24 protein-coding genes and 9 tRNA genes are annotated in these 26,452 nt (G+C 59.4%); 10 read left to right on the top strand and 23 right to left on the bottom strand.

Annotation, left to right across the window (positions count from 1 at the left end):
• Positions 1-33: 33 nt before the first annotated feature.
• The 3 genes from ggt to QUE41_RS13950 all read right to left on the bottom strand — a co-directional run bounded on the left by ggt (position 34) and on the right by QUE41_RS13950 (position 3,273).
• Positions 34-1,731 carry a gamma-glutamyltransferase gene (gene ggt, locus QUE41_RS13940; RefSeq protein ID WP_286339626.1) on the bottom strand — a complete coding sequence of 566 codons (1,698 nt, stop codon included), beginning with the start codon at positions 1,729-1,731 and terminating at the stop codon, positions 34-36.
• 178 nt (positions 1,732-1,909) lie between these two features.
• A complete protein-coding gene (locus QUE41_RS13945; protein ID WP_286339627.1) occupies positions 1,910-2,326 on the bottom strand; it encodes a CBS domain-containing protein in 417 nt (138 codons plus the stop codon).
• Positions 2,327-2,424: 98 nt separating this feature from the next.
• Complete coding sequence (locus tag QUE41_RS13950; protein ID WP_286339628.1) at positions 2,425-3,273, bottom strand: LysR family transcriptional regulator; 849 nt, start codon at positions 3,271-3,273, stop codon at positions 2,425-2,427.
• Between the two features lie 111 nt (positions 3,274-3,384).
• Between QUE41_RS13950 and QUE41_RS13955 the strand changes: the two genes are divergently transcribed.
• Positions 3,385-3,750 (top strand): YybH family protein, encoded by a 366-nt coding sequence (locus tag QUE41_RS13955; RefSeq protein WP_286339629.1) that lies wholly within the window; start codon positions 3,385-3,387, stop codon positions 3,748-3,750.
• 36 nt (positions 3,751-3,786) lie between these two features.
• Here QUE41_RS13955 and QUE41_RS13960 read toward each other — a convergent pair whose 3' ends face one another.
• Positions 3,787-4,800 carry an isoaspartyl peptidase/L-asparaginase family protein gene (locus QUE41_RS13960; protein WP_286339630.1) on the bottom strand — a complete coding sequence of 338 codons (1,014 nt, stop codon included), beginning with the start codon at positions 4,798-4,800 and terminating at the stop codon, positions 3,787-3,789.
• A 287-nt stretch (positions 4,801-5,087) separates the two neighbouring features.
• Between QUE41_RS13960 and QUE41_RS13965 the strand changes: the two genes are divergently transcribed.
• From QUE41_RS13965 to QUE41_RS13975, 3 genes are all read left to right on the top strand, one after another.
• Complete coding sequence (locus tag QUE41_RS13965) at positions 5,088-6,953, top strand: autotransporter assembly complex protein TamA (protein ID WP_286339631.1); 1,866 nt, start codon at positions 5,088-5,090, stop codon at positions 6,951-6,953.
• Positions 6,950-10,699 carry an autotransporter assembly complex protein TamB gene (tamB, locus tag QUE41_RS13970; protein ID WP_286339632.1) on the top strand — a complete coding sequence of 1,250 codons (3,750 nt, stop codon included), beginning with the start codon at positions 6,950-6,952 and terminating at the stop codon, positions 10,697-10,699. Before QUE41_RS13965 ends, tamB begins: the two co-directional genes overlap by 4 nt.
• Before the next feature lie 139 nt (positions 10,700-10,838).
• Positions 10,839-11,168 carry a hypothetical protein gene (locus QUE41_RS13975; protein WP_286339633.1) on the top strand — a complete coding sequence of 110 codons (330 nt, stop codon included), beginning with the start codon at positions 10,839-10,841 and terminating at the stop codon, positions 11,166-11,168.
• Positions 11,169-11,315: 147 nt separating this feature from the next.
• Here QUE41_RS13975 and QUE41_RS13980 read toward each other — a convergent pair whose 3' ends face one another.
• Positions 11,316-11,606 (bottom strand): YebG family protein, encoded by a 291-nt coding sequence (locus QUE41_RS13980; RefSeq protein ID WP_286339634.1) that lies wholly within the window; start codon positions 11,604-11,606, stop codon positions 11,316-11,318.
• Between the two features lie 243 nt (positions 11,607-11,849).
• Here QUE41_RS13980 and QUE41_RS13985 point away from each other — a divergent pair, with 243 nt between their 5' ends.
• From QUE41_RS13985 to QUE41_RS14010, 6 genes are all read left to right on the top strand, one after another.
• Positions 11,850-12,524 (top strand): response regulator, encoded by a 675-nt coding sequence (locus tag QUE41_RS13985; RefSeq protein WP_286339635.1) that lies wholly within the window; start codon positions 11,850-11,852, stop codon positions 12,522-12,524.
• Positions 12,515-13,903, top strand: coding sequence for an ATP-binding protein (locus tag QUE41_RS13990; RefSeq protein ID WP_286339636.1), 1,389 nt, complete (start codon positions 12,515-12,517; stop codon positions 13,901-13,903). The genes QUE41_RS13985 and QUE41_RS13990 overlap by 10 nt, the downstream gene beginning before the upstream one ends.
• Positions 13,904-14,003: 100 nt before the next feature.
• Positions 14,004-14,429 (top strand): DUF2057 family protein, encoded by a 426-nt coding sequence (locus QUE41_RS13995; protein WP_286339637.1) that lies wholly within the window; start codon positions 14,004-14,006, stop codon positions 14,427-14,429.
• A 56-nt stretch (positions 14,430-14,485) separates the two neighbouring features.
• Positions 14,486-15,742: an HD-GYP domain-containing protein gene (locus QUE41_RS14000; protein WP_286339638.1), complete on the top strand. Its 1,257-nt coding sequence runs from the start codon at positions 14,486-14,488 to the stop codon at positions 15,740-15,742.
• A 227-nt stretch (positions 15,743-15,969) separates the two neighbouring features.
• Entirely contained in the window at positions 15,970-16,296 is a 327-nt protein-coding gene (locus tag QUE41_RS14005; RefSeq protein WP_286339639.1) for a DUF3135 domain-containing protein, read from the top strand.
• 28 nt (positions 16,297-16,324) lie between these two features.
• Positions 16,325-16,849 (top strand): DUF4136 domain-containing protein, encoded by a 525-nt coding sequence (locus QUE41_RS14010; protein WP_286339640.1) that lies wholly within the window; start codon positions 16,325-16,327, stop codon positions 16,847-16,849.
• Here QUE41_RS14010 and QUE41_RS14015 read toward each other — a convergent pair.
• From QUE41_RS14015 to QUE41_RS14100, 18 genes are all read right to left on the bottom strand, one after another.
• Positions 16,833-17,264: a hypothetical protein gene (locus QUE41_RS14015; RefSeq protein WP_286339641.1), complete on the bottom strand. Its 432-nt coding sequence runs from the start codon at positions 17,262-17,264 to the stop codon at positions 16,833-16,835. The genes QUE41_RS14010 and QUE41_RS14015 overlap by 17 nt on opposite strands.
• 254 nt (positions 17,265-17,518) lie before the next feature.
• Positions 17,519-17,594: transfer RNA gene (locus QUE41_RS14020), tRNA-Lys, on the bottom strand.
• A 35-nt stretch (positions 17,595-17,629) separates the two neighbouring features.
• Positions 17,630-17,705: transfer RNA gene (locus QUE41_RS14025), tRNA-Lys, on the bottom strand.
• Between the two features lie 35 nt (positions 17,706-17,740).
• Positions 17,741-17,816 (bottom strand) — tRNA-Lys (locus QUE41_RS14030).
• Positions 17,817-17,851: 35 nt separating this feature from the next.
• A tRNA-Lys gene (locus tag QUE41_RS14035) sits at positions 17,852-17,927 on the bottom strand.
• A 35-nt stretch (positions 17,928-17,962) separates the two neighbouring features.
• Positions 17,963-18,038: transfer RNA gene (locus QUE41_RS14040), tRNA-Lys, on the bottom strand.
• 35 nt (positions 18,039-18,073) lie between these two features.
• Positions 18,074-18,149, bottom strand: a tRNA-Lys gene (locus tag QUE41_RS14045).
• Positions 18,150-18,184: 35 nt separating this feature from the next.
• Positions 18,185-18,260, bottom strand: a tRNA-Lys gene (locus QUE41_RS14050).
• A 35-nt stretch (positions 18,261-18,295) separates the two neighbouring features.
• Positions 18,296-18,371 (bottom strand) — tRNA-Lys (locus tag QUE41_RS14055).
• A 35-nt stretch (positions 18,372-18,406) separates the two neighbouring features.
• Positions 18,407-18,482: transfer RNA gene (locus tag QUE41_RS14060), tRNA-Lys, on the bottom strand.
• A 155-nt stretch (positions 18,483-18,637) separates the two neighbouring features.
• The gene (ybgF, locus tag QUE41_RS14065) at positions 18,638-19,414 is read right to left on the bottom strand and encodes a tol-pal system protein YbgF (RefSeq protein WP_286339642.1); all 777 of its coding nucleotides are present in this window, start codon (positions 19,412-19,414) and stop codon (positions 18,638-18,640) included.
• Positions 19,415-19,430: 16 nt separating this feature from the next.
• A complete protein-coding gene (gene pal / locus QUE41_RS14070; protein ID WP_028108977.1) occupies positions 19,431-19,961 on the bottom strand; it encodes a peptidoglycan-associated lipoprotein Pal in 531 nt (176 codons plus the stop codon).
• Positions 19,962-19,994: 33 nt separating this feature from the next.
• Entirely contained in the window at positions 19,995-21,326 is a 1,332-nt protein-coding gene (gene tolB / locus QUE41_RS14075; RefSeq protein WP_502875893.1) for a Tol-Pal system beta propeller repeat protein TolB, read from the bottom strand.
• Positions 21,327-21,360: 34 nt separating this feature from the next.
• Positions 21,361-22,293, bottom strand: coding sequence for a cell envelope integrity protein TolA (gene tolA, locus QUE41_RS14080; RefSeq protein WP_286339644.1), 933 nt, complete (start codon positions 22,291-22,293; stop codon positions 21,361-21,363).
• 3 nt (positions 22,294-22,296) lie between these two features.
• Entirely contained in the window at positions 22,297-22,731 is a 435-nt protein-coding gene (gene tolR, locus QUE41_RS14085; RefSeq protein WP_028108974.1) for a protein TolR, read from the bottom strand.
• Entirely contained in the window at positions 22,728-23,414 is a 687-nt protein-coding gene (gene tolQ, locus QUE41_RS14090; RefSeq protein WP_286339645.1) for a protein TolQ, read from the bottom strand. The genes tolR and tolQ overlap by 4 nt, the downstream gene beginning before the upstream one ends.
• Complete coding sequence (gene ybgC / locus QUE41_RS14095; protein WP_286339646.1) at positions 23,404-23,805, bottom strand: tol-pal system-associated acyl-CoA thioesterase; 402 nt, start codon at positions 23,803-23,805, stop codon at positions 23,404-23,406. The genes tolQ and ybgC overlap by 11 nt, the downstream gene beginning before the upstream one ends.
• A gap of 161 nt (positions 23,806-23,966) precedes the next feature.
• Positions 23,967-26,105, bottom strand: coding sequence for a prolyl oligopeptidase family serine peptidase (locus QUE41_RS14100; RefSeq protein WP_286339647.1), 2,139 nt, complete (start codon positions 26,103-26,105; stop codon positions 23,967-23,969).
• Between the last annotated feature and the right edge of the window lie 347 nt (positions 26,106-26,452).

The raw sequence follows: 26,452 nt of genomic DNA on the forward strand, positions 1-26,452 counted from the left end.
AAAACATGAAAACCCAGTAAATTTTACTCTGTTTTAATAGCCCGCCGCCTGGCCATCCTTGCGACTCTCCGAGGCGCCGACGTAGGTTTGATTCGTCTCGTCCCAGAGGATCGCCTGGTAGCCGCCGAAGCTGCCCAGATTTTCCTGAAGCACATGGCCCTTCTCAATGAGACTGCGGCGGGTGGCGGCGGAGAACCCAGTTTCCAGGGAAACCACACCGCCATCGTTCATAGTCTCACCCGTAGGCTGACTGGAACCTGTATGGAGTATCCTCGGGGCATCCCCCGCCTCCTGAAGGTTCATCCCAAAGTCCAACAGGTTGATCAGAATCTGAGCATGCGCCTGGGGCTGAGTCGCCCCGCCCATCACCCCGAAGCTGAGCCAGGGTTTCCCCTCTTTGGTGACAAAGGCGGGAATGATGGTGTGGAAGGGACGCTTGCCCGGGGCATAACTGTTGGCCTCACCGGGTGTCAGGTTGAACAGCTGGCCCCTGTCCTGGAGTACAAAGCCCAGCCCGGTTGGGGTCATCCCCGATCCCATGCCGCGATAGTTGCTTTGGATCAGCGACACCATGTTGCCCTGGCTGTCAGCGGTGGTCAGGTAGATGGTGTCACCATGGCCCAGAGCCGGATTGCCCGGGTCGACACTGCGCGCCGCCCGCTTGGGGTCGATCTGCTTGCGCCTCTGAGCGGCGTACTCCTCCGACAGCAGTCCCTCGACCGGCACCTGGGCGAACGCCATATCCGCGTAGAACTTGGCCCTGTCCGCAAAGGCCAGCTTCTTGGCCTCCACAAAGGTGTGCACATACTCGGCGCTGTCCAGCCCCATCTTCTGGATGTCGTACCCTTCCAGGATTTTAAGGATCTGCTGAGCCGCAACCCCCTGACCATTGGGGGGCAGTTCCCACAACTCATGGCCCCGGTAACTGACCTTCACCGGCTCCACCCACTCACTGCGATGAGACGCCAGGTCCTGGTAACTGAGGAAACCGTCGTTCTCCTTCATGTAAGCATCGATGCGTCTGGCGATCTCCCCTTTGTAGAAGGCGTCCCGCCCTTCATCTGCCAACAGCCGGTAGCTGTAGGCCAGATCCGGGTTGCGGAAGATCTCCCCCTTCTGCGGCATCTTGCCATCGGGCATAAAGGTCTCTTTGAAGCCGGGATAGGGGCTCAGCCGAGGCGCACTGCGGTTCATGTAATAGGCAATAAGCTCAGAAACCGGAAAACCTTTCTCCGAATAATCGATGGCCGGAGCCAGAATCGATTTCATCGGCAGCTTGCCGAAGCGCCCGTGGAGCTCAAACCAGCCATCCACGGTACCGGGCACCGACACCGGCAAGGGGCCATAAGGGGGAATGCTGGTCATGCCCAGCTGTTGAAAGTGTTCCAGGGTCAGACTCTTGGGGCTACGGCCCGAGCCGTTGAGGCCATAGAGTTTCTGACTCTTGGCATCCCAGACGATGGCAAAGAGATCGCCACCGATGCCGCAACCTGTGGGCTCGACCAGCCCCAGCATGGCGTTGGCGGCAATGGCGGCATCCACGGCACTGCCGCCCTGTTTGAGAATGTCCAGTGCCACCTGGGTGGCCAAAGGCTGACTGGTGGCGGCCATGCCGTTTTGCGCCAGCACCTCGGAACGGGAGGCGAAATGATGGCCGGTCACCCGATCAAAGGCGTGGGCCGGCGCCAGGCAACTCAATGTCAGCGCCAGGGTACAGAGGGTCTTCTTCATTGTTTTTCGCTCTGTTAACAGTAGGAGTCTGCTCAGACTACCAGCTGTTGATCCCGCCGTCAGAGCGGGCGATAAAAAAACAAACGACTAACTGTTACAAAGCGTTATGCCCTATTCGGGGGTGAGTAAAAACAAGAAGGGGCGCCGCGGCGCCCCTTGGTATGTGGACACAGGGCCACTACACCGCGTTGCGGAAGCAGCTTTTCAGGTGAGTACTGATGGCACTGAGCACCCGGCTGCGATCGATGATGCCGACCACCTTGTCCTCATCCAGCACCGGGTAGATTTTGGGTTTTTGTCCCAACATCGATTCGGCCAGACTCAGCACCGAATCCTCGGGCGTCACCGTCAATACATCCTTGCGCATGCAGTCGGCGACGGTGGCGGTGATATCACAGTGATAACTGCTCGCCAGCAATACCGACAGGCAATCCTGCTCAGAGACGAAACCCACCAGATGATGGTCGGCGTCCACGACCGGCGCTCCGGGCTGTTTAGCTTCCAGCAGGGTATCGACGGCCACAGAGAGCGGCGTTTCCGGGGAGAGCCACACGGGATGACGCTCCATATAGTCTTGTACTTTTACCGATTCCATTGTTTCCCCTTGAACTATGGTGACTCACTGTAACCATAGTGCCTGACAACGGTTTTTGCCTCGGGGAGAAAAAAGATTCACGCAATCTGCTTGTACGATTAGCTTGCCGGTTTCTCAAAGAGTTTCTCTGCAACAGCTTCAGTCACCGCCCGCACCAGAGCTGGGGGCTGTTGGTAGCTGTGCACCGCGAACACGCCCACAGGCTCGGTGGTGTAGCCCGGCAGCAGGGGAGTCAGGCTGGCTTCCCGCTCCAGCAGGAAGGTGGGCACCCTGGCCACCCCCAAACCTGTCCTCACCAGAGCCAGGACACTGGGCAGATCGTTCGCCCGCACCTTGGGAACAAAGCTCAGCTGGCGCTGCTTCCCTTCTGGGCCAGTCAGGTGACTCACCACCTGGCTGGCCTCCCAGCTATTGGCCACATAATGCTCCTGACGCGAGCAGTTTTGGGCCATGACCAGGGTTTCGCGAAACTGACCGATGCGTCTCTGTTTCAGGCTGCTGCTGGGCACCTTGCCTACCCGAATAGCCAAATCGACCCCTTCCGCCACCAGATCCACCTGGGTGTCCTGGGTCACCAGTTCAGGCTCAATCTCTGGGTGGGCCGACACCAACGACGCCAAGGCCGCAGACACCGGCTCCATCAGCGCGTGTGGCAGACTGATGCGTATGGAGCCCCCCAGGGTACCGCTGCTCTCCCTGGCCCGATCCCAGGCCAGGGACACTCTGTCACCGATGTCGCAACATTGGCGGTAAAACTCCCGGCCTGTGGGGGTGAGTACCTGAGAGCGGGTGGTACGCTGAAGCAATTGGGTGCCCAGGGCCCCCTCCAGAGATTTCAGGTGCTGGCTGAGTACCGATTTGGACAGTCCCAATGCCTCCGAGGCCGAAGTAAAGGAGCCTTTGTCCACCAGGGTGCGGAACAGCATCATTTGTCGCAAGTGATCCATTGCAATCGCCATTGTTTAATTCAGTTAAACAATATGTTCTTTTTATCCCTGTTTTTCAAATGCAATCACCGGCCTATTCTGATCCCAGTTGAAACCAAAGAGGATGCCCCGATGAGCCATGACGTGATTGATGCCGTAAAACAAGCCAGTGAGCGATGGAAAGCCGCCTTTAACCGCGGAGACGCGGCCGGCTGTGCCGCCCAGTATGAGCAGGATGCGGTGATGCACGCCCGCCCTTTCGGCACCTTCGAAGGGCGTGAAGCCATCGAAGGGTTCTGGCGCCAGTTGATTGCCGATGGCTTTGCCGAGGTAGAGTACATCGAGCCTCAGTTAACCCAGGTGGATGAGCACAGCGCCCTGCTCACCTCAGGTTGGAAGATGAACAAGGCCCAGGGGGTGATTCACCGCGAGCTGTGGGTGATGGGTGCCGACGGCAAGGCACTGCTGCGCGAAGACGACTTCGAGGCCCAGGGCTAAGACTTATGAGGGCCGGCATCTTGCCGGCCCTCTTGGTTAATTCTCCCAGATCTTCACCGACACCTGGCCAGCCTTGTCGATGCTGGCCCGGTACATGCCGCCGGTATTGTACGGCATGACAATCTCCCCCTTCGGGCTCACCACAATCACCCCTCCTGTGCCGCCAACCGGCTTGAGCACCCGATGGATCACCTCGGATGCGGCCTTATTTATGCTGACCCCTTGGTACTTCACCCTGGCGCAGATGTCTGCTGCCACGTTATAGCGAATAAAGTACTCACCATGGCCGGTGGCGGAGACGGCGCAGCTGCCGTTATCCGCATAGGTGCCGGCACCGATGACCGGTGAATCCCCGATGCGGCCCCAGCGCTTGGCGGTCATGCCGCCGGTGGAGGTGGCCGCCGCCAGGTTGCCGTCACTGTCCAGGGCCACGGCCCCCACGGTGCCATATTTGTAGCCCGGATCCAGGCTGTCCACCGCGGCCTTGTAATCCTTGGTGTGCTGCTGGTTCTCCATGATCTTCTTCTTGGCACGTAACAGGCTCTGATAACGGCTGTCGGTATCGAAGTAGTGATTGGGCACCAGCTCCAACCCCTGATCCAGGGCGAATTCCACCGCCCCCTGGCCCGAAAGCATCACATGGGGAGAATCGGTCATCACCCGCCTGGCCAGCTCGATGGGACTTTTCACCTGACGCACCCCGGCCACCGCTCCGGCTTCCAGGGTACGGCCATCCATGATGGAGGCATCCAGCTCGTGGGCTCCCTCGTAGGTATAGACCGCCCCGACACCGGCATTGAACAGGGGGCTGGATTCCAGCACCTGTACCGCCTGCTGCACCGCGTCCAGACTGCTTCCCCCCTCCTGCAGCACCGCATAACCGGTGCGCACCGCTTCTTTCAGCTTGGCTCGTACCTGAGCCTCGGTCTCCGGGCTCATCTTATTGGGGTCTATGGTGCCGGCGCCGCCGTGAATGGCGATGGCCAAAGGCGCGGACAGGACGGGGGCGGCGCACAAACACAGGGCAGCCGCCAACAGGGAGATTCTCATGGGTATGCTCTTCCGTGATGATTCAGTTAGGTTTCACACCATACCATCATCGCAAGTTTCAGGCGCCATTGGATACGCAGGCGGCAACTGACTCGGATATCAGCCTTTTCTTCTGGCCTGATGCGCCTGGACACGGGTATCATGAGAGCTGTGTCACACAGAGTTAATTTTCTGATTTTTTTCCAATTGTTATCGGCCAAGGCTATCTTTTAACTACCGGTTACCATGAGCGTGTCCCCGTCCGGAATGTACCCTCGACGCCCACTCCCGTTGCTGCGGAGAGTTCCATGAGAGCTGCAACCCTGCTGTTGTGGCTGCTGCTGTGCGCCTCGTTGCCGGTGCAGGCCAGCAATCTGCTGAACTTTCCCCTGTTGGGCCAGGACAATGACTCCGCGTCCGCTGATCAGGAGGGAGACAGTGAGCGCAAACGCAAATTCCGCTTGCTCAAGGAGCGGGAGAAGAGCGATGAACCTCTGGTGAACCTGAGCGTTCGCGGGGCACCAGATCCGATAAAGCGCAATATCGAGCTCTATTTGACCCCACTGCCACTCTCCAGCGCCGAGCGAAACGCCTTCGTCTTCACCCTGGAGGAGCGCGCCCAGGAGGCACTGGCGGCCCTGGGTTACTACAACGGTCAGATCAAGGTAACCATCGACCGAGAACAGGCGATCTGGCCGGTTACCCTGACGGTGGATCCGGGGGAGCCGGTTCGCTATCGCTATGTCATGCTGTGGCTGGAGGGGGATGCCAAGGCCGACCCGGCGATGACCGCCCTGGTGGAAAATGCCAGACTCAGACCCGGGCAGATCCTGCACCACGGCCGCTACCAACAGCTGAAGAACCGCATCCTCTCCGAAGGCCTGATGCGCGGCTACTTCGACGGGAAGTTCTCGGTTTCCAAGCTCGAGGTCAACCGGAACACCAATGTCGCCGACCTCTACCTGGTGTATGACAGCGGCACCCGCTACCGGCTCGGTGAAGTGAACTTCTCCCCCTTCGAACTGGAGCCCGAACTGCTGGACGCCATGGTGCCCTTCGAAACCGGTGCCCCCTATGCCGCCACCACCCTGGCCCGATTCAACTCCAACCTGTTGTCCGCCGGTTATTTCGGCGATGTGCGGGTACTGCCCCAGACCGATAAGGCGGTGGACTACCAAGTGCCCCTTGAAGTGCAACTGACTCCAGCCGCCCGACATACGGTGGACCTGGGTCTGGGTTTCACCACGGACACCGGCGCCAGGGCCACCGCGACCTGGCGAACCCCCAGAATCAACGAGGCGGGCCACAGCCAGGAGCTGACCTTTGAGCTCTCCCAAAATCCGCAGATGAACTTCAACTACCGCATCCCTTTGGATCACCCCCTGAACGACGTCATGGTGATCAACGCCCTGGTGGAGCGGGACCAGTACGGCAACATCGACAGCGATCAGTACAGCCTGAGGGTGGGCCGACAGACCCGGCTGGATGATGGCTGGCTGCGCAACTACTACCTGCGCTGGCTCGAGGAACGCTGGGGTACCGGAGGGCGGGACTTCGAGTCCAGCCTGATTCTCCCGGGGATCAGCTGGTCCAAGACCAAGCGATGGGGTTCTCCCCTGGATCCCAGGCGTGGCTTTCGTCAGATCTACAGCCTGGAGGTGTCCTCCGACAGCGCTGGCTCCGACGTGACCCTGGCCCAGATAAAGGGGCAGTTCAAATGGGTGGACACCCCCTGGGACAATCACAGATTTGTGCTTCGTCTGGATGGCGGCCTGACCAAGGTGGACAACGCCGACCTGCCGCTGGTGCCTCCCTCCATGCGCTTCTTTGCCGGTGGCGATACCAGCATCCGCGGCTTCTCCTATCAGTCTCTGGGACCCAAGGTGGAGATCATCGATGACGAAGGCAACACCAGAGAGGCGGTGGTCGGCGGGCGCTACCTGGCGGTGGCCAGCCTGGAGTACCAGTATTACCTCAATGACTCCTGGCGTCTGGCGACCTTTGTTGACGGCGGTAACGCCTTTAATACCAATGACTTTACCCCGGTTTATTCCGTAGGACTTGGGGTCCATTGGATCTCTCCGGTCGGTCCCATCAAGCTGGATGTGGGCTATGGCATCAGTGAAGACGATCCGCCATGGCGCATCCACATCACCATAGGAGCGGATCTATGACCTGGCGGCGTCTGCTCAGCTTCCTCCTCGGGGTGCCCCTGGCCATCCTGGTGCTGGTGGCTCTGCTGGTGGGCACCAGAGGCGGCACCGCCTTGGTGGTGTCCGCCGCCGATACCCTGGTGCCCGGCCTCTCCATCGAGAAAGCCAGCGGTCGCCTGAACCGGGATCTGCACCTGAGCCAGGTCGCTTACCGGGGTCTCGACGGGCTGTCGGTGACCGTGGACAAGCTGACCCTGGACTGGCGCCCCAGTTGCCTGCTGCATAAAACCCTGTGCAGCAACCGCCTGATGGCCAACGGCGTGGCAGTGGACATCGACACCGAGCTCTTGGGAGGAGACGCCACACCAGACACCCAACCAGAGGCTGAGACCGAGGCCGATCCCCACTTCAGCCTGCCCTTTACCATTGAGGCCAAGCTGCTGGAGCTGAGCCGGGTGCGAGTCCGGGTCAACGACATGCACTTCGCCATGGGCCAGCTCTCCGGCTCTGCCCTGTTCGACCCCAGCAAACTCAAGGTCAACAGGCTCAATGCCACCCAGATTGCTGTCTACATCCCTCTGGCATCCCAGCCAGCAGAGTCAGCACCGCTGGAGGCCGAGGCCGACGCCGACTCCTGGGCCCTGGCCTCCCTGCCCAGGGTGGCCCTGCCCTTCCCCATCGACGCCAACAACGTCAAGCTGAGCCGAGGCCTGGTCACCATAGGCGACCTGGTCCAAAGGCTGCAACGGGGGCAATTCGACGCCAACTGGCATGGCACCCAGCTTCAGGTGAATGAGTTGGAGGCCGACCATGAGTGGGCCAGTGTCCGCCTCTACGGCAGCCTCGACTTCCAGGGGCCCTGGCCGCTGGACGCCAAGGCAGAGGGCACCATTGCCAAGCTGCCCTGGACGCCGGGCCTCGAAGGCCAGGCGCTGCAACTGACCGTCGATGGCAGCCTGGGAAAACTGGGTTTCGATGTCGCCGCCACCGGGCAACAACAGGCCCAGGCCTCTGGAGAGATCACCCTGGCCTCGCCGACTCTGGATTATCAGCTGCAACTCGGCGCAGAGCGGCTGAGCTGGCCTTTCGGCGACACACCAGACTACCGCGTCAGTGAGGTCAGACTCAGCAGTGCTGGGGATCTGAGCCATCAGCGCCTCACCATCGAGGGCGCCAGCAAGTTGTGGGACTACCCCGCCTTCAGACTCAATGGCGAGTTCGAGCATCAACCCGGGCTGCTGACGGTGCACCAGGCCAGCCTGGAAAGCGAACGGGGGGGCGGCGATCTCAAGGGGCAACTTCAATATGGCGAGCTGCTCTCCTGGCAGGCACAGCTGAATACCCGGGCCTTGGAGCTGGCGACCTTGAGCCCCAAGCTGCCCCTGGTGGTCAGCGGTCAAGGCCTGACCCGGGGCGCCTGGGACGGCAAGCTCTGGTCCGTCAGCCTCAGCCAGGCCAATCTCGAAGGACGTTTCGACGACGATCCCTTTACCCTCAAGGGCACCCTGGCCGCCAGCAGCGACGGCAAAGCCAGGGCCAAGGCGCTGGAAGTGCTCTACCGCGGCAGCCAATTGAGGGCCGACGGCGGCAGCGAGCCCGAGTGGCAGATGCAGGGTAACCTGGCCCTGGCGGACCTGGAGCGCTGGGACCCCAGACTCCGCGGGGAAGCGCAGGTGGCTTTCTCGGTCAGCGGTGCCACCGACCAGCCGAAGATTCAGTTGGAGCTTGAAGGCCAACAACTGGCGTTCGATGCCCAGCGCCTAAACCGGCTGATGGCCAAGGGGTGGTACCAGCCCAGGCAAAACCACGGATTTATGCTGAACCTCTCCGCCACAGATCTCGATCTGGCCGGAGAGAAGTTCAACCTGCTCACCCTGGACGGCGATGGCGATCTCACCGAGCAAAGCGCCATCCTCGGGCTGGAGGGCAGCGACACCACCCCCTGGGGCGGAGAGCTGGCCATGGCAGGCAAACTGGACCCCAGGTTTACCTGGTGGCAGGGGGTACTCTCTGGCGCCAAACTGACCACCCCTCTTGGCTTATGGCAGCAGCAGGAGGCGGCGCCGGTGACCTTCTCCTTCGCCAGTCAGGCCTTTGTGATCAGCGAACACTGCTGGCAAGGCCCGGCCGCCACCCTGTGTCTGCCCATTCCCGCCAACGTCGGCAGCGGTGGCGCGGTGAAGATGGCCCTGACCGCGGATCTGCCCAGGACGGCACAACCCCTGCTGCCGCCACAACTCTCCGTAGACACTCAGCTGACCGCCGAACTGGACACCACCTGGCTGCCGGGACAGCTGCCCCAGCTCAGGGCCCAGGTGCACAGTGATCAGGGGACGGTCCTGGTCAAAGCCGACCCGCGCCGGGCCCAGGTGCAACTGCCCTGGCAGAGACTGGACCTGGACGCCACCCTGTCCGATGCCGGCCTGGATCTGACCCTGGAGCTGGACGACGATGCCCCGCTGATCCGCAGCCGCCTGCATCTGGACCCACAGGCGCCCTATGCCATGAACGGCGAGTTGACCCTCAACAGCTTCGACCTGACGCCCCTGACCAAAGCCCTGCCCCGCATCGCCGCCCTGGAGGGGCTGGTGACCGCCAATCTCGACCTGGGTGGGGACTTGACCACCCCCCTGCTCAACGGCGATCTGGATCTGAAACAGGGCCGTCTGGCCTCTCTGGCCAACCCTACCGAGCTCAGTGAGATTGAGATAGAGCTGGATCTCACCGGCCAGAGAGCGGACATCGGCGCCGAGCTGATGGTGGGCGATGGGCCGGTTCAAGCCAGTGGCTGGCTGGACTGGAGCCAGGACGCGCTGCATGCGGACGTCGAACTGCTTGGGGACAGACTGGATATCCTGCAGCCCCCGCTGCTCATTGCCGAGGCGTCACCCACCCTGAGGTTCCGCAAGGACGATACCGCCATGGAGGTCACCGGCCGCATCGACATTCCCAAGGCCGCCCTGACCCTGTCACAACTGCCCGAAGGAGGGGTGGCCCTCTCCGATGACGTCCAGTTTGTCGACAACCGCCCCGATACCGAAGCGGAGCCCCCGGCCCCCTTCGCCATGGACATTCAGCTGAATGTGGGTGACGAGGTGACGGTGGAAGGCCTGGGGATCGGCGGCAGGCTCGGCGGCCAGCTCACCATGAGACAGAAGGCATATCAGACGCCGCAACTGTTTGGTGACATCAGCCTGCACCAGGGCAAGTTCCGCGCCTTTGGCCAGCAACTGACCATACGCCGGGGCAAGGTGCTGTTTAACGGGCCCCCCAGCCTGCCCACCCTGGATGTGGAGGCGATCAGGGAGATCAAGTCGGAAAACGTCATCGCCGGGGTGCGCCTCTCCGGGGTGGTCACCGAACCCACCATGACCCTGTTCTCCAACCCCAGCATGGAGCAGCAGGAGATCCTCTCCTACATCACCCAGGGGCGGGGATTGGGCGGCACAGACAACGGCAACGCCCTATGGGCTTCGGCCGCGGTGAATCTGGGCCTGGCCCAGACCGGAGGCATGCTCTCCACCCTGGGGGAAGAGCTGGGCTTCAGTGAGGTCCGGGTCGGAACCGAAGGGGATGGCGACGACACCCAGGTGGCCATCAGCGGCTACCTGGGGGAGAAGATCTTCCTCAAATACGGGGTCAACATCTTTGAGCCCATCACCGAGGTCACGGTGCGCTACTACCTGCAAAACCGCTTGTGGATCGAGGGGATCAACAACACCCTCAAAGACTCTCTGGATATCTACTACAGCTTCGACATCGAGTAACCGACTGAATATCAGCGGAAAGTAAATATTACTTTAGAGGTAGTTAATAAACCCGTTACTATGAGACAGGTCGCAGATTAACTGACTGAATACGTAGGACAATAGAGGCCGAATTCCATTTGTTGTACCGGAGGCCCCAATGTGGTGGCGAATTTTGCTGATCATCCTTGCCTACCTGGTGCTGGGCGCCCACTTCCTGCGCTACGGCAACGCCCTGGTCGCGGTGCCCGTGGCCCTGCTTCCGGCCCTGTTGCTCACCCGCCGTCCCTGGTCCGTACTGGTGGTCCAAGTGGGTCTGGTGCTCTCCACCCTGCTGGTGTGGCTGCCCACCACCCACAGGCTGATCTCCATGCGCATCGCCTTCGAGCAACCCTGGATGCGAATGGCGGTAATTCTGGGTGCGGTGATGCTGTGTAACCTGTTGATCGCCTGGGGCGCCAACGGCATCAGAGCAAAATTCCAGCGATAACTGGCGACAAAATACCCCCTAGGGGGTAATCAGGCCTTTAGACCAAAGTGGTAAAATAGCGACACTCGCCAGCAAATGGGCAGAGTATCATCATTATTTTCCTGCAAGGTTTTGCGAACCGGCTCCCTCGAGCCGGTTTTTTTATGCTCAGGCGGCTTTATCCGCAGCCTTGGGGGCGGGTTTCTTTGCGGCGGGCTTGGCGGGGGCTTTCTTCTTACCTTTAAGAATGGTGGCGACCTCCTCCTTATGCTCTGCCAGGTAGAGCGCCAGGGATTCGACCAACTCCTCCTGCTCAACCAGGCCGCTGCCCTGGATCATCGCTTCCAGATCGTCAGCAATGTCCAGCATCTTGTCATAAGCATCGGCTTCCGCTTTACTGGCAAAGGTCATTTTCTCCACTCCATCCCGCTCAACCACGTATTTAACGATGACTGCCATTTCGGCTCCCCCAATCGACTAGTTTTGCGCCAGTCTACCCCAACACTGTATATAAATACAGACCTCTGATCCTTTCCCTTGATGCTGGTCAATTATGGCCCGGTGACATGATGTCTAAGCATCAGATACTCTGTTAGTTTTTCTTTGCTATGTTATGGTTCAGGAAAGATTCAGAGCAAAGGCACTATCCTTAGTGGCACCGGGCAACTGCCCTCCCTTTTCCGCCAACTACCCGAGGTGACAATGAAGATACTGGTGATTGAAGACGATGCCCTGTTGCGCCACCACCTGAAGGTCCGCCTGACCGAGATGGGCAACCAGGTAATGGCCTCGGAGTCTGCCGGAGAGGGGCGTTATCTGGCGGAAAACTACCCGGTAGACATCGCCGTGGTGGACCTTGGCCTGCCGGATCAGGACGGCATCGATCTGATTCAGCACCTGAGAGACAACGGCTTTCGTCAGCCGATTCTGATCCTCACCGCCCGGGATCACTGGAAGGACAAGGTGGCCGGACTCAACGCCGGCGCCGATGACTATCTGGTGAAACCCTTCCAGGTCGAAGAGCTGATCGCCCGCCTCAACGCCCTGGTGCGCCGCAGTGCCGGTTTCGTCAAGCCGGTGATCCAGTGTGAACACCTGACCCTGGACATGGCCGCCAAACAGGCGACCCTGGGTGAAGCCGAGCTGGAGCTGACCGCCTTCGAATACCAGATTCTGGAGTACCTGATGCGCCATCATCAGCAGGTGATCTCCAAGCAGCGCCTGCTGGATATCCTCTATCAGGACAAGGAGGGGGACCCCAACACCATCGAGGTGATGATCTCCCGGGTACGTAAGAAGCTGAGCCAGGGCGGCCTGGAGAACCCCATAGTGACCATTCGTGGTCAGGGCTACAGGTTCAATCTGGTATGCGGCTGATCCCCACCCTGTTCAGTAAACGGCCGCGGCTGCAGCGGCGGCTGATGCTCACCTCTCTGGCGATCATCACCGTCGCCTCCCTGGCGTTGGCCGAGGTGATCAACCAGCAGAAGGTCCAGGACTTCTACGTCAACCAGACCAACGACATCATCGCCCGTCTGCCCTCCATCGCCACCGAGCTGCGCCTGGAAGGGATGCTGCCCAAGAGCAATGAAGCACTGGAGTCTGAGCCCTCAGACCACGCCCGTCGCGCCAGCGATTATCTGCTGATCACCTGCGTCAACGGCATGCGCGACCACTACACCTCTTCGGTGGAGGCACGCCGCCGTGGCCTGCAGGACAGCTGTGATCGGGTCCGTCAGGTGGCCCGGGATGCCTCCCCGCCCTATATGGTGACCCTGGCCGACAGCCAGCTCTATGCCGTGGTGCCCATGCCGGTGAGCATCAATAACAAAGAGTATGACCTGCTGGTGTTGCGCAACGCCGAACAGGTGCAGAAACGCCTCGACCGTGCCCGCCGGGCCACCTACTTCCGGGTGGGGCTGTTCATCCCCCTCTCCGGTCTGTTGCTGGTGAGCGCCGGTTACTGGGGCCTGCGCCCCTTGAGACGCCTCTCTGATGAGGTGAAGGGGATCCTCAGCGGCGAGCGGGAACAACTGAGCCAGGGCTACCCCACGGAGCTGGAGGAGGTCACCAAGGCGCTGAACGAGCTTATCTCCCAGGAGAAACACCAACGCCAGACCTATCAGCACGCCATGAAGGACCTGGCCCACAGCCTCAAGACCCGGCTGGCAGCCACCAATGCCATCATGGAGGACGCCAACCTCAATGAGAGTCAGCGTCAGCAGGAAATGCTCTCCCAGTTGGGCCAGATGGACCAGATTATCCAGTATCAGCTGCGCCGGGCCGTCTCCGGCCGTCAGGGCCTGACCCGTGAGCAGGTCAGCATAGCGCCCACCCTGGAGCAGTTGACTGCCATGCTGGACAAGGTCTACCGGGAGAAACAGGTTCAGGTGGTCCTGCAGCTGCAGGAGGAAGCTCGCTTCCCCGGCAATCAGGATGACCTGATGGAGATGATGGGCAACCTGCTGGAGAACGCCTACCGCTTTGCCATCAGCCAGGTGCGGGTTCGTGCTTCGGTAGAGGAAGGCACCCTCACCATCGCCGTTGAGGACGATGGCCCGGGCATCGAACCCAAGATGCGCGAAGCGGTGCTGGAACGTGGCGTACGTGCCGACCGCCGTAACCCCGGCCAGGGGATCGGTCTGGCGGTGGTTCATGACATCGTCCTGGGCTACGGCGGCACCATGACCATAGAGGAATCTCCCCTGCAGGGCGCGGCCATACTGCTGCGGTTTGAGGCACCGAAAAAGGTGTAGACCCACCTTTGCGCAATATTTATGCAACTTTTTTGAAACAGACCGGCCCTTGGGCCGGTCTTTTTTTGGGCAAGGAGAAAACAGTTACGAGGAGAGAAAGATGAGAGCCATTATTCTGCTTAGCGCCACAGCCCTGTCCCTGTCGGTATCCGCCGCCACCCTGAATCTGGGTGAAAACGTCAGGGTGGTATCCATCAACGGTAAGAGTGTTCCCGCTTACGCCAGCCAGATCGATCTGAACCAGGGGGTGAATAACGTCACCGTCCGCTACGACAGCCTGTTTGAACAGGACTCCGAGAGCCACTGGTTCATCCGCTCTGAGCTGCATCAGCTCACCTTCAATGCCATGGGTGACGAGGAATACTTCCTGGACGCCCCCGCCGCCTACTCAGATCAGCAGGGGCAAATGCTGGCTAATGATCCGATTTTCACCCTGATGGATGACGCTGATAATCGGGTAGAACATGGCCTGAGATCCCATACCGAACTGCTCAATCAGACCGGTCTGGCAGGCAATCAGTTCTAGACAGTGGAAACACAAAGCGAATAAAATGCCGGTAGCGTAAGAAGTTACCGGCATTTATGAGCAAAACCCTCCAAAAAGTCGCGGTGGACCAGCTGCAGGTGGGAAACTACATTCGTCTCCCCATCTCCTGGCGTGAACACCCCTTCATGTTCAACAGTTTTAAGATTCGCAGCAGGGATCAGATCCAGCTGCTGAAGAAACTGCGCCTGACCCACGTCGTCGTGGATCTCAAGCGCAGCGATACTGGCGTGCTCAGCGCCCCCGCCATCCCCAACCTGGCAGACAGTGCGCCGGATCTGGACAAGATGAAGGAGCAGATGCTGCAGCAGAAGCAGCAGGGGATCAGCGAACTCAAAGAGTTTCGTCGCGAGTACAAGAAACACGAACGGGAGTACGCCGACTCTCTGGCCCAGCTGCGAGCAATCAACAACCGCCTGCCCATGAAGCCCATGGAAGGCCTGATGCTCAGCTCCAAGCTGATCAAACAGATGGCCGCCAGCCTCAGTGCCGGCAGTCAGGTGACCCTGCACCTGATGAACGACGACATCCGCCCGGATGACCCCTGCTACCACGCCCTGAACGTCACCGTGCTGGCAATGATGCTGGCCAAACGGGTGGGCATGAGCGAAGAGGAGATCGCCGTGGTGGGCCAGGGCGGCCTGCTTCACGACTGTGGCAAGCTGCTGCTGTCCAAGTCCCTGCTGTCCAAGAAGCAACCCTCCAAGGCAGACCTGCGCGAGATGCAGCGTCACCCCGTTTTGGGTCAGGAGCTGCTCCGCAATCAGAGTCATCTGCCCCGCTCCATCACCGCCATGATCAGCCAGCATCATGAGTTCCTCGACGGCAGCGGTTACCCCAAGGGACTCAAGGGCAATGACATCGAGCCTCTGGCTCAGCTGATTGCCGTGGTCAACACCTATGACGATCTGTGCCACCCCAGGGACAAAACCCGTACCCGCCCGCCAGGCACGGTACTGGGGATGCTGTACAAGATCTTCAAGGACAAGCTCAACAACCACTATGTTCAGCAGTTCATCAAGATGATGGGGGTCTACCCTCCAGGCAGTGTGGTGCAGCTCTCCAGCGGTCAGTTCGGCCTGGTGACCTCGGTGGACTCCGAGAAGCTGCTCTACCCTACGGTACTGGTGTACGATCCCGCCGTCCCCCGTCAGGAGGCGGCCGCCATCGCCATCGACACCCAGGGGCTGACCATCGAACGCGCCATCGTTGCCTCGGCACTCACCCCGGAAGCCTTCCAGTACCTGAGTCCCAAGGAGCGCATCTCCTACTTCTACGACAGCAGAAACGGATAACCAGGCTCAGCCGTCGACAGAAGAGAAACGCGCCCCAGTGGCGCGTTTTCTTAGACTTTGTGCCCTAAGCTGCTCATCTTCCTTCCCTTCCCATTTGACCAAAGTGTGATCCAGGTCAATATTTACTCTGTCGGCCGGAGGCGCAAATCACCGCCCCGACCCAAGTCTTGCCATGGAGTGGTGGTACGCCAGACAGAGGATGTTTGCCTTTTTGACCGGAGGGAAACATGACTGAGCTGCCCACGTTCGACGAGATGATGCACCTGGCCAAAACCGACCCGGATAAGCTGGAACGGATTCGCCAGGCCGCCATCAGCCAGACCATCGACCAGGCCAAGGCGTCCAATCGTGGCGCACTCAAGGCCCTGCAACACCGCATCGATCTGACCCGGGAACGGGCCAGCAATCCCTATCAGAGCATGGTTGAGATTTCGCGCATGATGCATGATAAGCTCGATCTGCTGAACACCGCACTCAACCGCCCCGAAGAACTCAATCGAAGCCGGGTGGTGTCCCTGGGGCAAGCCCAGGCTCGGAAGGCGGTGAACACCTGACACTGACGCAGATTCCATGGAGGGAGAGATGAGAGCACTGACTGGACTGTTTCTGCTGCTGCTTGCCGGCTGTGCCGCCAAGAGCGATGTGGACTATGACCCCGGCTTCGACTTCACCACAGTCAGCCAGGTGCAGCTGCTGCCCAGTCGCCATCGGGATGAACCCCTGGCGGCCGAGCGCTCGGAGAAGGCGCTCAAAGAGGCCCTGACAGCCACCGGATGGCAACTGGTGGACCAATCCAGCCACAAGCTTCAAATCAGCCTGTGGCGCGAAACAGAGGCCAATGACTCCGGCTTCTCCATAGGGATCGGCGGTGGTCGCAGCAGTGGCAACACCGCCATAGGCGGCAGCGTCTCCATTCCGGTTACCCCCACAGAGGCGGACTACAGGAAGATTCGCCTGGATCTGTTCGACGGCGAGCGCCAGGTGTGGCGTGCCGCCGACGGCTTCAAGCTCAAGGGCAAGGCGGACGCCCAGTGGCGAGAAGAGCAGACCCGCAAGGTGATGGACAAGCTCCTGAGCCAGCTGCCCGGGGCTACTCCAGCTCAGTAAGCTGCACGGATCTGAACCAGGCGCTGCCCGTGGTCTGGCCTGAATACATGCCCAGCCTCAGGGCAATGGTGACCCAGGTGCGCTCACCAGTGTCGAACTCCACCTGACGATAACGCCAGCCCAGCGAGCCCAGCATGGGTTCACTGTAGGTAAAGGAACCCAGCTCCGGCAGAGACTCCAGCACAGACAAGTTGCCGCCCACATCCAGCGAATCTATGGTGGGGGTGGTCTTCTGCACCCGAATCCAGCCGGAGAGGCGATAACGGGTATTGGGTTTGACCACCACCACTTGCTGCCATCGGGCATCGTTGGGAATCTGCGGATCGATGTGGATGGAAACGGTCTTCTGAGCCTGGGACCAAGCGTACTCAACCCCCTCCTGCTTGAAGGAGCTTGTGGACCAACCCGTCGGCACTCCTATTTCAAACTTCGGATTTTCAACAAGATTTTCTTGCGCACTCGCGGCTGGCGCGATCAGTGACCCCGCCACTATCGCGATGGCTATTCCTCTGAAGATCATGGTGTCTACTCCCAGTCTGAAAAGTCGAAATCAAAGCCTGTCGACAGGACGAACGAGAAACCAGATTCAGTGTAGGACAGACACGACAAATCCACACAAAGAGTGCGGCAATCAGAGGCAAAGACAAGAGAAAAGGAGAGAGAAGAAAGTGGTGGGTCGTGAAGGATTCGAACCTTCGACCAATTGGTTAAAAGCCAACTGCTCTACCAGCTGAGCTAACGACCCACTTTTTGGTTTTCATCCCCAGACGGGGAAGAAAGTGGTGGGTCGTGAAGGATTCGAACCTTCGACCAATTGGTTAAAAGCCAACTGCTCTACCAGCTGAGCTAACGACCCACTTTTTGGTTTTCATCCCCAGGCGGAGAAGAAAGTGGTGGGTCGTGAAGGATTCGAACCTTCGACCAATTGGTTAAAAGCCAACTGCTCTACCAGCTGAGCTAACGACCCACTTTTTGGTTTTCATCCCCAGACGGGGAAGAAAGTGGTGGGTCGTGAAGGATTCGAACCTTCGACCAATTGGTTAAAAGCCAACTGCTCTACCAGCTGAGCTAACGACCCACTTTTTGGTTTTCATCCCCAGACGGGGAAGAAAGTGGTGGGTCGTGAAGGATTCGAACCTTCGACCAATTGGTTAAAAGCCAACTGCTCTACCAGCTGAGCTAACGACCCACTTTTTGGTTTTCATCCCCAGGCGGAGAAGAAAGTGGTGGGTCGTGAAGGATTCGAACCTTCGACCAATTGGTTAAAAGCCAACTGCTCTACCAGCTGAGCTAACGACCCACTTTTTGGTTTTCATCCCCAGACGGGGAAGAAAGTGGTGGGTCGTGAAGGATTCGAACCTTCGACCAATTGGTTAAAAGCCAACTGCTCTACCAGCTGAGCTAACGACCCACTTTTTGGTTTTCATCCCCAGACGGGGAAGAAAGTGGTGGGTCGTGAAGGATTCGAACCTTCGACCAATTGGTTAAAAGCCAACTGCTCTACCAGCTGAGCTAACGACCCACTTTTTGGTTTTCATCCCCAGACGGAGAAGAAAGTGGTGGGTCGTGAAGGATTCGAACCTTCGACCAATTGGTTAAAAGCCAACTGCTCTACCAGCTGAGCTAACGACCCACTTTTGTCTTCCGAGGACTCCCTCATCCGACGGGCGGCTATAATACCAATTTCGCCTTGGTGTGCAACTGGAAATCTGTCTTTTTTGGCCTTTTGCGCACAAAAGCAACTAAGCGGACAAAAAAGCGATTCCAGTGCCGGGCGAAACGGCTAACTTAGCCTTTTGACAACTCTTTTTTCGCCAACTGAGCGGCGTTAGAGTTGCCATATTCTTTCACTACCCGGTTGAAATAACCTTGGGCACCCGCCTTGTCTCCGGCGTCGGCGGCGATCATCCCCAGCTTCAGCAGGGAGTCGGCTCGCTTGGCGGAGTCGGGGTAGCTGTTCACCACGGTTTCAAACGCGGTTTTGGCCTGGGCCATCTCACCCTTGTTATACAGCAGTTGACCCAACCAGTAGTGGGAGTTGGCAGTATAGGTGGACTGAGGGTAGTTTTCGATGAACTGACGGAAGGCGGGAATCGCCTCATCGTACTTGCGCTGCTTCAGCACCAGGTCCACCGCCTGCTGATAGGCATCGGCCTCAGACAGGGAGAGGTTGGGCACAGTGGCAGGCACCGGGCTGCCAGCCTGGGGCGTGGTCGCCTGAGGCTGCGCTGGGGCACCACTCTTAAACTGCTCTTCGATGCGGCTCAGTTCCTGGTACATCTGACGCTGGCGTTCCACCATCTGCTGTACTTGGTACTGCTGGCTCTCCACCTGACCACGCAGCTGGGACACTTCCATCTGCAGTTGATCAAACATCTGCTGCATGTGCAGCTGAGCCTGGTTACGCGCCTTCATCAACCGCTCCAGGCGGGTGACGCGGGAGTTGATATCGTCCCCAGAGAGGGACTGAGGGGCATTTTCAGCTGCTTCTATAACGGGAGCGGGCGCAGCCTGAAGCTGCGCCCCCATGAATAGAAGAGCTGTTGCAATAACAGCTTTCTTCATAGATTAACCGTTTCGCTTAGTAAACCAGTACGGCACGACGGTTCTTGGCGTGAGCCGCGTCGGTGGCGGAACCGTCCAGAGGCTTCTCTTCACCGTAGGACACTACGGAGATTTGAGAGGACAGAACACCCAGACCCTGCAGGTAACGGGATACGGCCTTGGCACGACGCTCGCCCAGGGCGATGTTGTACTCAGGGGTACCGCGCTCATCGGCGTGACCTTCGATCAGCACCTTAACACCTGGGTTTTCAATCAGGTAGTTGGCGTGGGCTTCCAGCAGTTCGCCGTACTTGCCCTGGATGTCGCTGCGGTCAAATTCGAAGTACAGAATGTGCTCTTTGCGCAGTTCCTGGTACTTCAGACGCTGCTGCTCAGCAGGAGTCAGCACGGGCTCTACGGCACCGGTCTGAACGCCGCTTTGCGCTTGTTCGTTGGTGGTGTTGCCGGTCTGGGACTGGCTGTCGCTGTCGGAGGTACTGGAACAGGCTGTCAGCGCCAGAGCGGGTACAGCAATCAGCATACCTTTGAGGAGGCTATTGAGCTTCATCTATCTTTTCCTTTTAATTCGTTACTTTTCCAATCAAAGATAAGGCGACCAAGAAGGCGCTTTCACACTGCCCACCTGAGTCGGAATTCTGGCCTTAAAGCGGCCATCCACCGAAACGGCTGCCAACACCTGGCGGCCATTGTGGCTTGTCCCATAAATGATCATTGTGCCATTCGGGGCGACACTTGGTGATTCATCCAGGTAAGTTTCCGTCAATACGTCCATAAAGCCGGTCTCCAGCTCCATGCGCGCAATGTGGAACCTGTTGTTGGTCCTGTTGACCATCACCAAGTAACGACCATCCGGAGTCACGGAACCACCGAGGTTCCACTCCCCCTGGAAGGTCAGACGCTGGATCCTTCCGGTGTCCAAATATACTCGATAAATCTGCGGTCTACCACCCCGCTCCGAGGTGAATACCAGGGATTTGCCATCGGGATGCCAGCTGGGCTCGGTATCGATGGCGTAGTGATTGGTGATGCGCTTCATCTGCTTGGTGGCGATGTCCATCACGTAGATCTCAGGGTTGCCGTCCTTCGACAGGCTCATGGCCATCTTGGTGCCGTCGGGAGACCAGTTGGGTGAACCGTTGATCCCTTCGAAGCTGGTGAGCCTGTCCCGCTTCTGGGTATAGAGGTCCTGAATGTAGATCTCGGAGCGACCGTTCTCGAAGGACACGTAAGAGAGCTTACGGCCATCGGGAGACCAGGAGGGCGACATCAGCGGCTCTTTGGAGCGCAGCAACACCTTCTCGTTGTACCCATCATAGTCGGCCACGCGCAGCTGGAACTTGAACGGGTCGTTGTCTGCCACGGTCACATAGGCGATGCGGGTCAGGAAGGCGCCCTTGATGCCGGTCAGGGCCTCATACACCAGATCGGAGATGCGGTGGCCATATTGACGGAACTGGCTGCCGCGAATCACGGTGTCCCGACCGTCCAGGATGTGGTCCTGGGTCTGCACAAGCTCACCATTTTGCAGGCCGCGGCTCTCGCCCCCGGTCATCTGGGCACGCACCAAGTCCACCAGCTCGAAGCTGACCTGATACTGGTCCGGGCCAAACTCGCTGACCTTGCCCACCACCACGGCCTCGGCGCCGGTGGCAATCCAGGCCTTGAGATCCAGCTCGGAAGCCTTGGACACCTGACCGGGCATCATGCCCCGGGCGATGGGGTTGAAGGTGCCGGAACGGCGCAGATCGGAAGAGACCACGTCGGCGATCTGGGCGGGCATCTCGCCCTGCCCTTCCCAAACAAAGGGCACCACGGCGATGGGCCGGGCGGCGTCGATCCCCTCGGTAATGACGATCTCAAGAGTGGCTTTCGCCGGCATGCTCACCATGGCCATCAGGGCCAACCATGCCATTGTCAGTGTTTTTATCAGTCTCATCAGCCTGTCGCTATTGCTCTGGTTGTACTGTTAGGTTGATATCTTTCAATTTCGCGTAGACATCCGGTTCCTGGGACACGGGCAGCTTACCCGCGGCGTTGATGGCCGCCTGGGTTACCCGGCACAGGTTGGCGTCCCCACCCAGTGTCTTACTGGAGATGACAAAGCCGTCTGGCGCCAGTCGGATGTTCACCCGGCACTCCTTGCCGCGCATGCTGGTGTCGGTGCGCAAGTTACGTTGAATCGTCTGACGAATCAACACGGTGTACCGGTCCACCTCGGACAGCACCTTCTTGCTGCGCGCCGCCTCGATCTGAGCCTGCTCCGCCGCCAACTGCTCCGCCAGCTCCGCCTCACGGGCTTTGCGGGCGGCCTCCTCGGCAGCCTTGCGTTTGCGCTCCTCCTCCTTGCGCTTGCGCTCCGCTTCCGCCTTACGCTTACGCTCGTCCTCCTTGCGCTTACGCTCGGCGGCTTCCGCCTTGGCCTTATCCTCGGCGGCTTTGCGTTCCCGCTCCGCCTTGGCCTTGGCCTGCTCCTCTTTCTTGCGTTGCTCAGCCAGCTTGCGAGCCTGGTCCTGCTCCTTCTTCTGCTTGAGCTTGGCCTGCTTGGCCGCCTCTTCCGCCTTCTTGATCTCGGCCTCTTTGCGCTTGCGCTCCAGTTCCAGCTTCTTCAGCTTCTCCTGGGCAGCCCTGGCTTTCCTGTCCTCTTCGGCGCGGCGCTTTCGCTCCGCTTCCGCTTCGGCGGCTTTGGCCTGCTTGATCCGTTCCACCTGCTCCTGCACCTTGGCCTGATCCACCACCACCGCCTGCACCACAGGGGCGGAGGGCTGGGGGGCAACAGGTTTGGGCTTGCTGGAGAAGTCCACCCCAAGGGCCAGCACAGCGACCAGGCCAACGTGCGCCAGCAGAGAGACCACAAAGGGGAGTGTCATTTTCTGCTGCATCGGTTACTGCTCCGGCGTCTCGGTCATCAGGCCCACAGAGGGCACACCGGCCCGCTGCAGACTCACCATAAGTTGAATCACTTCGTCATAGGAGACGCTTCTGTCCCCTTTGACCACCACGGGACGCTGAGGATCCAGCTGCAGCTCGGCGGCCACCAGGGCGGCCAGCTCATCGAGCATCAGAGGACGGTCATCCTGAACGCTGCCGTTATCGAGGAAGTACTGGCCTTCGCTGGTTACCGACGCCACCAGGGGTGGCCGCGAGTCCTTCTTCAGCGGCTCCGCCTCGCCCTGGGGCAGGTCCACCTTCACCCCCTGGGAGATGATGGGAGCGGTGGCCATAAAGATGATCAGCAGCACCAGCATCACGTCGATGTAGGGCACCACGTTGATCTCCGCCACCTTACGGCGTCGTTTACGCTGGTACCCCTGCATCAGCGCGCTTCCTTATCGTGGAACGCCTGACGGTGCAGGATGCTGGAGAACTCCTCGATGAAGTTGATGTAGGTGTTCTCCAGTTTTTCCACCTTGGTGGAGTAGCGGTTGAAGAACAGCACCGCGGGGATGGCGGCAAACAGGCCCATGGCGGTGGCGATCAGGGCCTCGGCGATGCCCGGAGCCACCATGTTGAGGGTGGCATTCTGCACCTGACCCAGGGCGATAAAGGCGTTCATGATCCCCCACACTGTACCGAACAGGCCGATGTAGGGACTGGTGGAACCGATGGAGGCCAGCAGAGACAGGTTGGACTCCAGTTTGTCCACCTCCCGGGAGAGGGCGACGCGCATCGCCCTGTGGGTACCGTCCATGATGGCGCCGCCGCTGCTGGCGGTCTGGGACAGACGCATGTACTCCTTGAAACCGGCACTGAACAGCAGCTCCATGCCGGAGTTGCGGTCGCCGCGGCCGCTCAGCTCCTGATAGAGGCGGGTCAGATCCACCCCGGACCAGAACCTGTCTTCGAACTTACGCGCGTGGGTGGAGGCCTGCTTGATGACGTTGTGACGCTGCAGGATCACCGCCCAACCGGTCACGGAGAGCATCAGCAACAGCAGCATCACCAGCTTTACCAACAAACTGGCTTCAAGGAAAAGGTTGATAAAGGACATCTCAGCTGACACGCGCTAACTCCTGCTTAATGTGTGACGGGATCGGCCTGGGTTTGAAGGCCTCACTGTCGATGCAAACCACGGTGACCTGGGCCCGGCAATAGCAACAGCCATCGCTGTCTTCGAGGGACTGACTGAACACCATGGAGGCGCCGGCCAGCTTGGTTACCTCGGTCACCACGGTCAGAGCCTGGTTGAATCGGGCGGGACGGACAAAGTCGATATTCATGTTGCGCACCACGAACAGTACGCCGGACTGTGCCAGCTCATCCTGCTCGAAGCCTTTTTCCCGCAACATCTCAGACCGGGCATGTTCGAAGAAGTTCAGGTAATTGGCGTGGTAGACCACCCCGCCAGCGTCAGTATCGGAATAGTAAACCCGGACGGGCCAGTGAAACGCCATCTCCCTGCCTGTGCCTTGCATCTGGTAATTGGAATGACTGGCTACTATACCCCATGGCCCCTGGGGATGGGAGGGTGAAGGGGGGAAGATTGGGTTTCAAAATGCGTCTTGGCGCAAAAAAGGGGAGCCAGGCTCCCCTTTTAACTAGATATCAGCCAGAGTTACTGGATCTTCTCGGGCAGTTCCAGGCCGAAGTTATGCCACAGGAAGGCATAGATGTCGCGGAACTCGGCGATGCGCATGGCGGTCGGCTTACCGGCACCGTGGCCCGCCTTGGTTTCGATGCGGGCGATTACCGGAGCGTCACCGGTCTGCTGATGCTGCACCTCGGCGGCAAACTTGAAGCTGTGGGAGGGCACCACACGATCATCGTGATCGGCGGTCATCACCATGGTGGCCGGATAGTCGCGCTTGGCCACGTTGTGCAGCGGCGAGTAGGCCAGCAGGTAGGGGAAGTCCTCGGCGTTATCGGCACTGCCGTACTCTGAGGTCCAGGCCCAGCCGATGGTGAACTTCTGGAAGCGCAGCATGTCCAGCACGCCAACCGCAGGCAGGATGGCCGCGAACAGATCGGGGCGCTGGGTCAGGGCGGCGCCCATCAGCAGGCCACCGTTACTGCGGCCATAGGCCCCCATCTTGCTGGCATTGGTGTAGTTCTGGGCAATCAGATACTCACCGGCGGCGTAGTAGTCGTCAAACACATTCTGCTTGCGCTCCTTCATGCCACCCTGGTGCCAGGCTTCACCATACTCGGCGCCGCCGCGCAGGTTGGGTACGGCGTAGATGCCACCCATGTCCATCCAGGCGATGTTGGCGGGAGAGAAGCGCGGGGTCAGGGAGATGTTGAAGCCACCATAGGCGTACAGCAGGGTCGGGTTGTTGCCATCCTTTTTCAGCCCCTTCTTGTAGGAGATGATCATCGGCACCCGGGTGCCATCCTTGCTGGTGTAGAACACCTGCTCAGACACGTAGTCCTCTGGGTTGAACGCCACCTTGGGCACCTGATGGGCACTCACCTTGCTGCCATCGAAGTCATAGCGATAGACGCCGGTGGGGTGGATGTAGGAGTTGAACAGGAAGTAGAACTGTTTGTCCTTGCGGCCACCGCTGATGCCGGTGACTCGACCGGCACCGGGCAGATCCAGGGTCGCCTGCTCCTTGCCATCCAGGCCATAGACCTTCACCTCGGCCAGCACATCCTTGAGGTAGCTCACTACGAAGGTGTTGTTGACGATGGAGGCGCTGTAGATGGTGTTGTCGGTTTCCGCCACCAGCTCCTTCCAGTTGGCCTTGGCGGGTTTGTTCAGGTCAACCGCAATGATGCGGCCCTTGGGCGCCTGATAGTCGGTCTTGAAGTAGAAGGTGTCGCCGTCGTTACCCAGGAACAGGTACTCCGCCTCCAGATCTGGCATCAGCTCCACGGTCTTGCCGGTGGCCATCTCCTGATAGAAGAAGCGGTTGCGCGGGTCGGTACCCTGGGACACGGTGATCGCCAGGTAGTTGCCCTCATCGGACAGCTCGGCGGAGAAGCCCCAGTCCTTCTGATCAGGACGGTGGTACACCAGCTTGTCTTCGGACTGGTCGGTGCCCAGCTTATGGTAGTAGACCTTCTGGAAGTAGTTGGCCTGCTCCATCTTATCGGCGCCGGCCTGTGGGGCGTCATAACGGGAGTACCAGACCCCCTGCCCCTCTTTGTCCCAGGCGGCGGAGGAGAATTTGATCCACTCCAGCTTATCGGTCAACGCCTTGCCGGTGTCGATGTCCACGAACTGCCATTGCTGCCAGTCAGAACCGGACTGGGAGGTGCCGTAGGCCAGCATCTTGCCATCTTTGCTGATGCTGACGCCGGACAGGGCGACGGTGCCGTCACTGGAGAAGCCGTTGGGATCCAGCAGCACTTGAGGGTTTTTGCCCTGCTTGTCCGCCCGATAGAGCACGGACTGGCTCTGCAGACCGTCATTGCGATAGAAGAACTGGCTGTCGCCCTTGATGGAGGGGGCGGACAGCTTCTCATAGTTCCACAGTTCGGTGATGCGCGCTTCCACGGACTGACGGTTGGGGATGGCGGCCAGGTAGTCGTCGCCATAGGCCTTCTGGGTCATCACCCAGTCGTGGGTCTCCTGGCTGTCCAGGTCTTCCAGCCAGCGGTAGGGGTCGGCCACCTGGGTACCGTGGATCTCCTCAACCAGATCCATACGGCGGGTGTCCGGGGCCTCAGCCTGAGCCTGCTCCTTGCCATCAAAGGACTGGCAGCCGCCCACGAGTGACAAGGCAACCAGTGAAAATGCCAAATTACGCATTGTTATTCCTTTTTCATGTTTTTGTATCCGGACACACTATATCTGCCGAAGGATGGAAGACCAAGGGATGGGGCGGGTAAGATTAATTTTGCTTACAGTTTCGCAACGACGTGACCGAACGCACAATTTTGGTGCACACATCGGCTAAACCCGTTTCTGCGTAAGGATTTTCCCGAAGTGAGCGTATAAAAAGCGACGCATATACGGGGATTGTTAAATTAGATTTTTTTATGCGAAAAAGCAATTTTTCTTGGTTGTGGTAAGTTTTGGTGCACCATAGAATAGCAACCATTGAGGAGATAGAGACTCTCCGAGTCAAGATTTCCGGCCGTTGTGGCCCTAAGCAA

Source organism: Ferrimonas sp. YFM (genome assembly GCF_030296015.1).
Taxonomy (GTDB): Bacteria; Pseudomonadota; Gammaproteobacteria; order Enterobacterales; family Shewanellaceae; genus Ferrimonas.

Excerpts from the sequence above, each read along its gene's own strand:
- ggt (WP_286339626.1), bottom strand. The coding sequence starts at position 1,731 with ATGAAGAAGACCCTCTGTACCCTGGCGCTGACATTGAGTTGCCTGGCG.
- QUE41_RS13945 (WP_286339627.1), bottom strand. The coding sequence starts at position 2,326 with ATGGAATCGGTAAAAGTACAAGACTATATGGAGCGTCATCCCGTGTGG.
- QUE41_RS13950 (WP_286339628.1), bottom strand. The coding sequence starts at position 3,273 with ATGGATCACTTGCGACAAATGATGCTGTTCCGCACCCTGGTGGACAAA.
- QUE41_RS13955 (WP_286339629.1), top strand. The coding sequence starts at position 3,385 with ATGAGCCATGACGTGATTGATGCCGTAAAACAAGCCAGTGAGCGATGG.
- QUE41_RS13960 (WP_286339630.1), bottom strand. The coding sequence starts at position 4,800 with ATGAGAATCTCCCTGTTGGCGGCTGCCCTGTGTTTGTGCGCCGCCCCC.
- QUE41_RS13965 (WP_286339631.1), top strand. The coding sequence starts at position 5,088 with ATGAGAGCTGCAACCCTGCTGTTGTGGCTGCTGCTGTGCGCCTCGTTG.
- tamB (WP_286339632.1), top strand. The coding sequence starts at position 6,950 with ATGACCTGGCGGCGTCTGCTCAGCTTCCTCCTCGGGGTGCCCCTGGCC.
- QUE41_RS13975 (WP_286339633.1), top strand. The coding sequence starts at position 10,839 with ATGTGGTGGCGAATTTTGCTGATCATCCTTGCCTACCTGGTGCTGGGC.
- QUE41_RS13980 (WP_286339634.1), bottom strand. The coding sequence starts at position 11,606 with ATGGCAGTCATCGTTAAATACGTGGTTGAGCGGGATGGAGTGGAGAAA.
- QUE41_RS13985 (WP_286339635.1), top strand. The coding sequence starts at position 11,850 with ATGAAGATACTGGTGATTGAAGACGATGCCCTGTTGCGCCACCACCTG.
- QUE41_RS13990 (WP_286339636.1), top strand. The coding sequence starts at position 12,515 with ATGCGGCTGATCCCCACCCTGTTCAGTAAACGGCCGCGGCTGCAGCGG.
- QUE41_RS13995 (WP_286339637.1), top strand. The coding sequence starts at position 14,004 with ATGAGAGCCATTATTCTGCTTAGCGCCACAGCCCTGTCCCTGTCGGTA.
- QUE41_RS14000 (WP_286339638.1), top strand. The coding sequence starts at position 14,486 with ATGAGCAAAACCCTCCAAAAAGTCGCGGTGGACCAGCTGCAGGTGGGA.
- QUE41_RS14005 (WP_286339639.1), top strand. The coding sequence starts at position 15,970 with ATGACTGAGCTGCCCACGTTCGACGAGATGATGCACCTGGCCAAAACC.
- QUE41_RS14010 (WP_286339640.1), top strand. The coding sequence starts at position 16,325 with ATGAGAGCACTGACTGGACTGTTTCTGCTGCTGCTTGCCGGCTGTGCC.
- ybgF (WP_286339642.1), bottom strand. The coding sequence starts at position 19,414 with ATGAAGAAAGCTGTTATTGCAACAGCTCTTCTATTCATGGGGGCGCAG.
- pal (WP_028108977.1), bottom strand. The coding sequence starts at position 19,961 with ATGAAGCTCAATAGCCTCCTCAAAGGTATGCTGATTGCTGTACCCGCT.
- tolB (WP_502875893.1), bottom strand. The coding sequence starts at position 21,326 with ATGGCATGGTTGGCCCTGATGGCCATGGTGAGCATGCCGGCGAAAGCC.
- tolA (WP_286339644.1), bottom strand. The coding sequence starts at position 22,293 with ATGCAGCAGAAAATGACACTCCCCTTTGTGGTCTCTCTGCTGGCGCAC.
- ybgC (WP_286339646.1), bottom strand. The coding sequence starts at position 23,805 with ATGGCGTTTCACTGGCCCGTCCGGGTTTACTATTCCGATACTGACGCT.
- QUE41_RS14100 (WP_286339647.1), bottom strand. The coding sequence starts at position 26,105 with ATGCGTAATTTGGCATTTTCACTGGTTGCCTTGTCACTCGTGGGCGGC.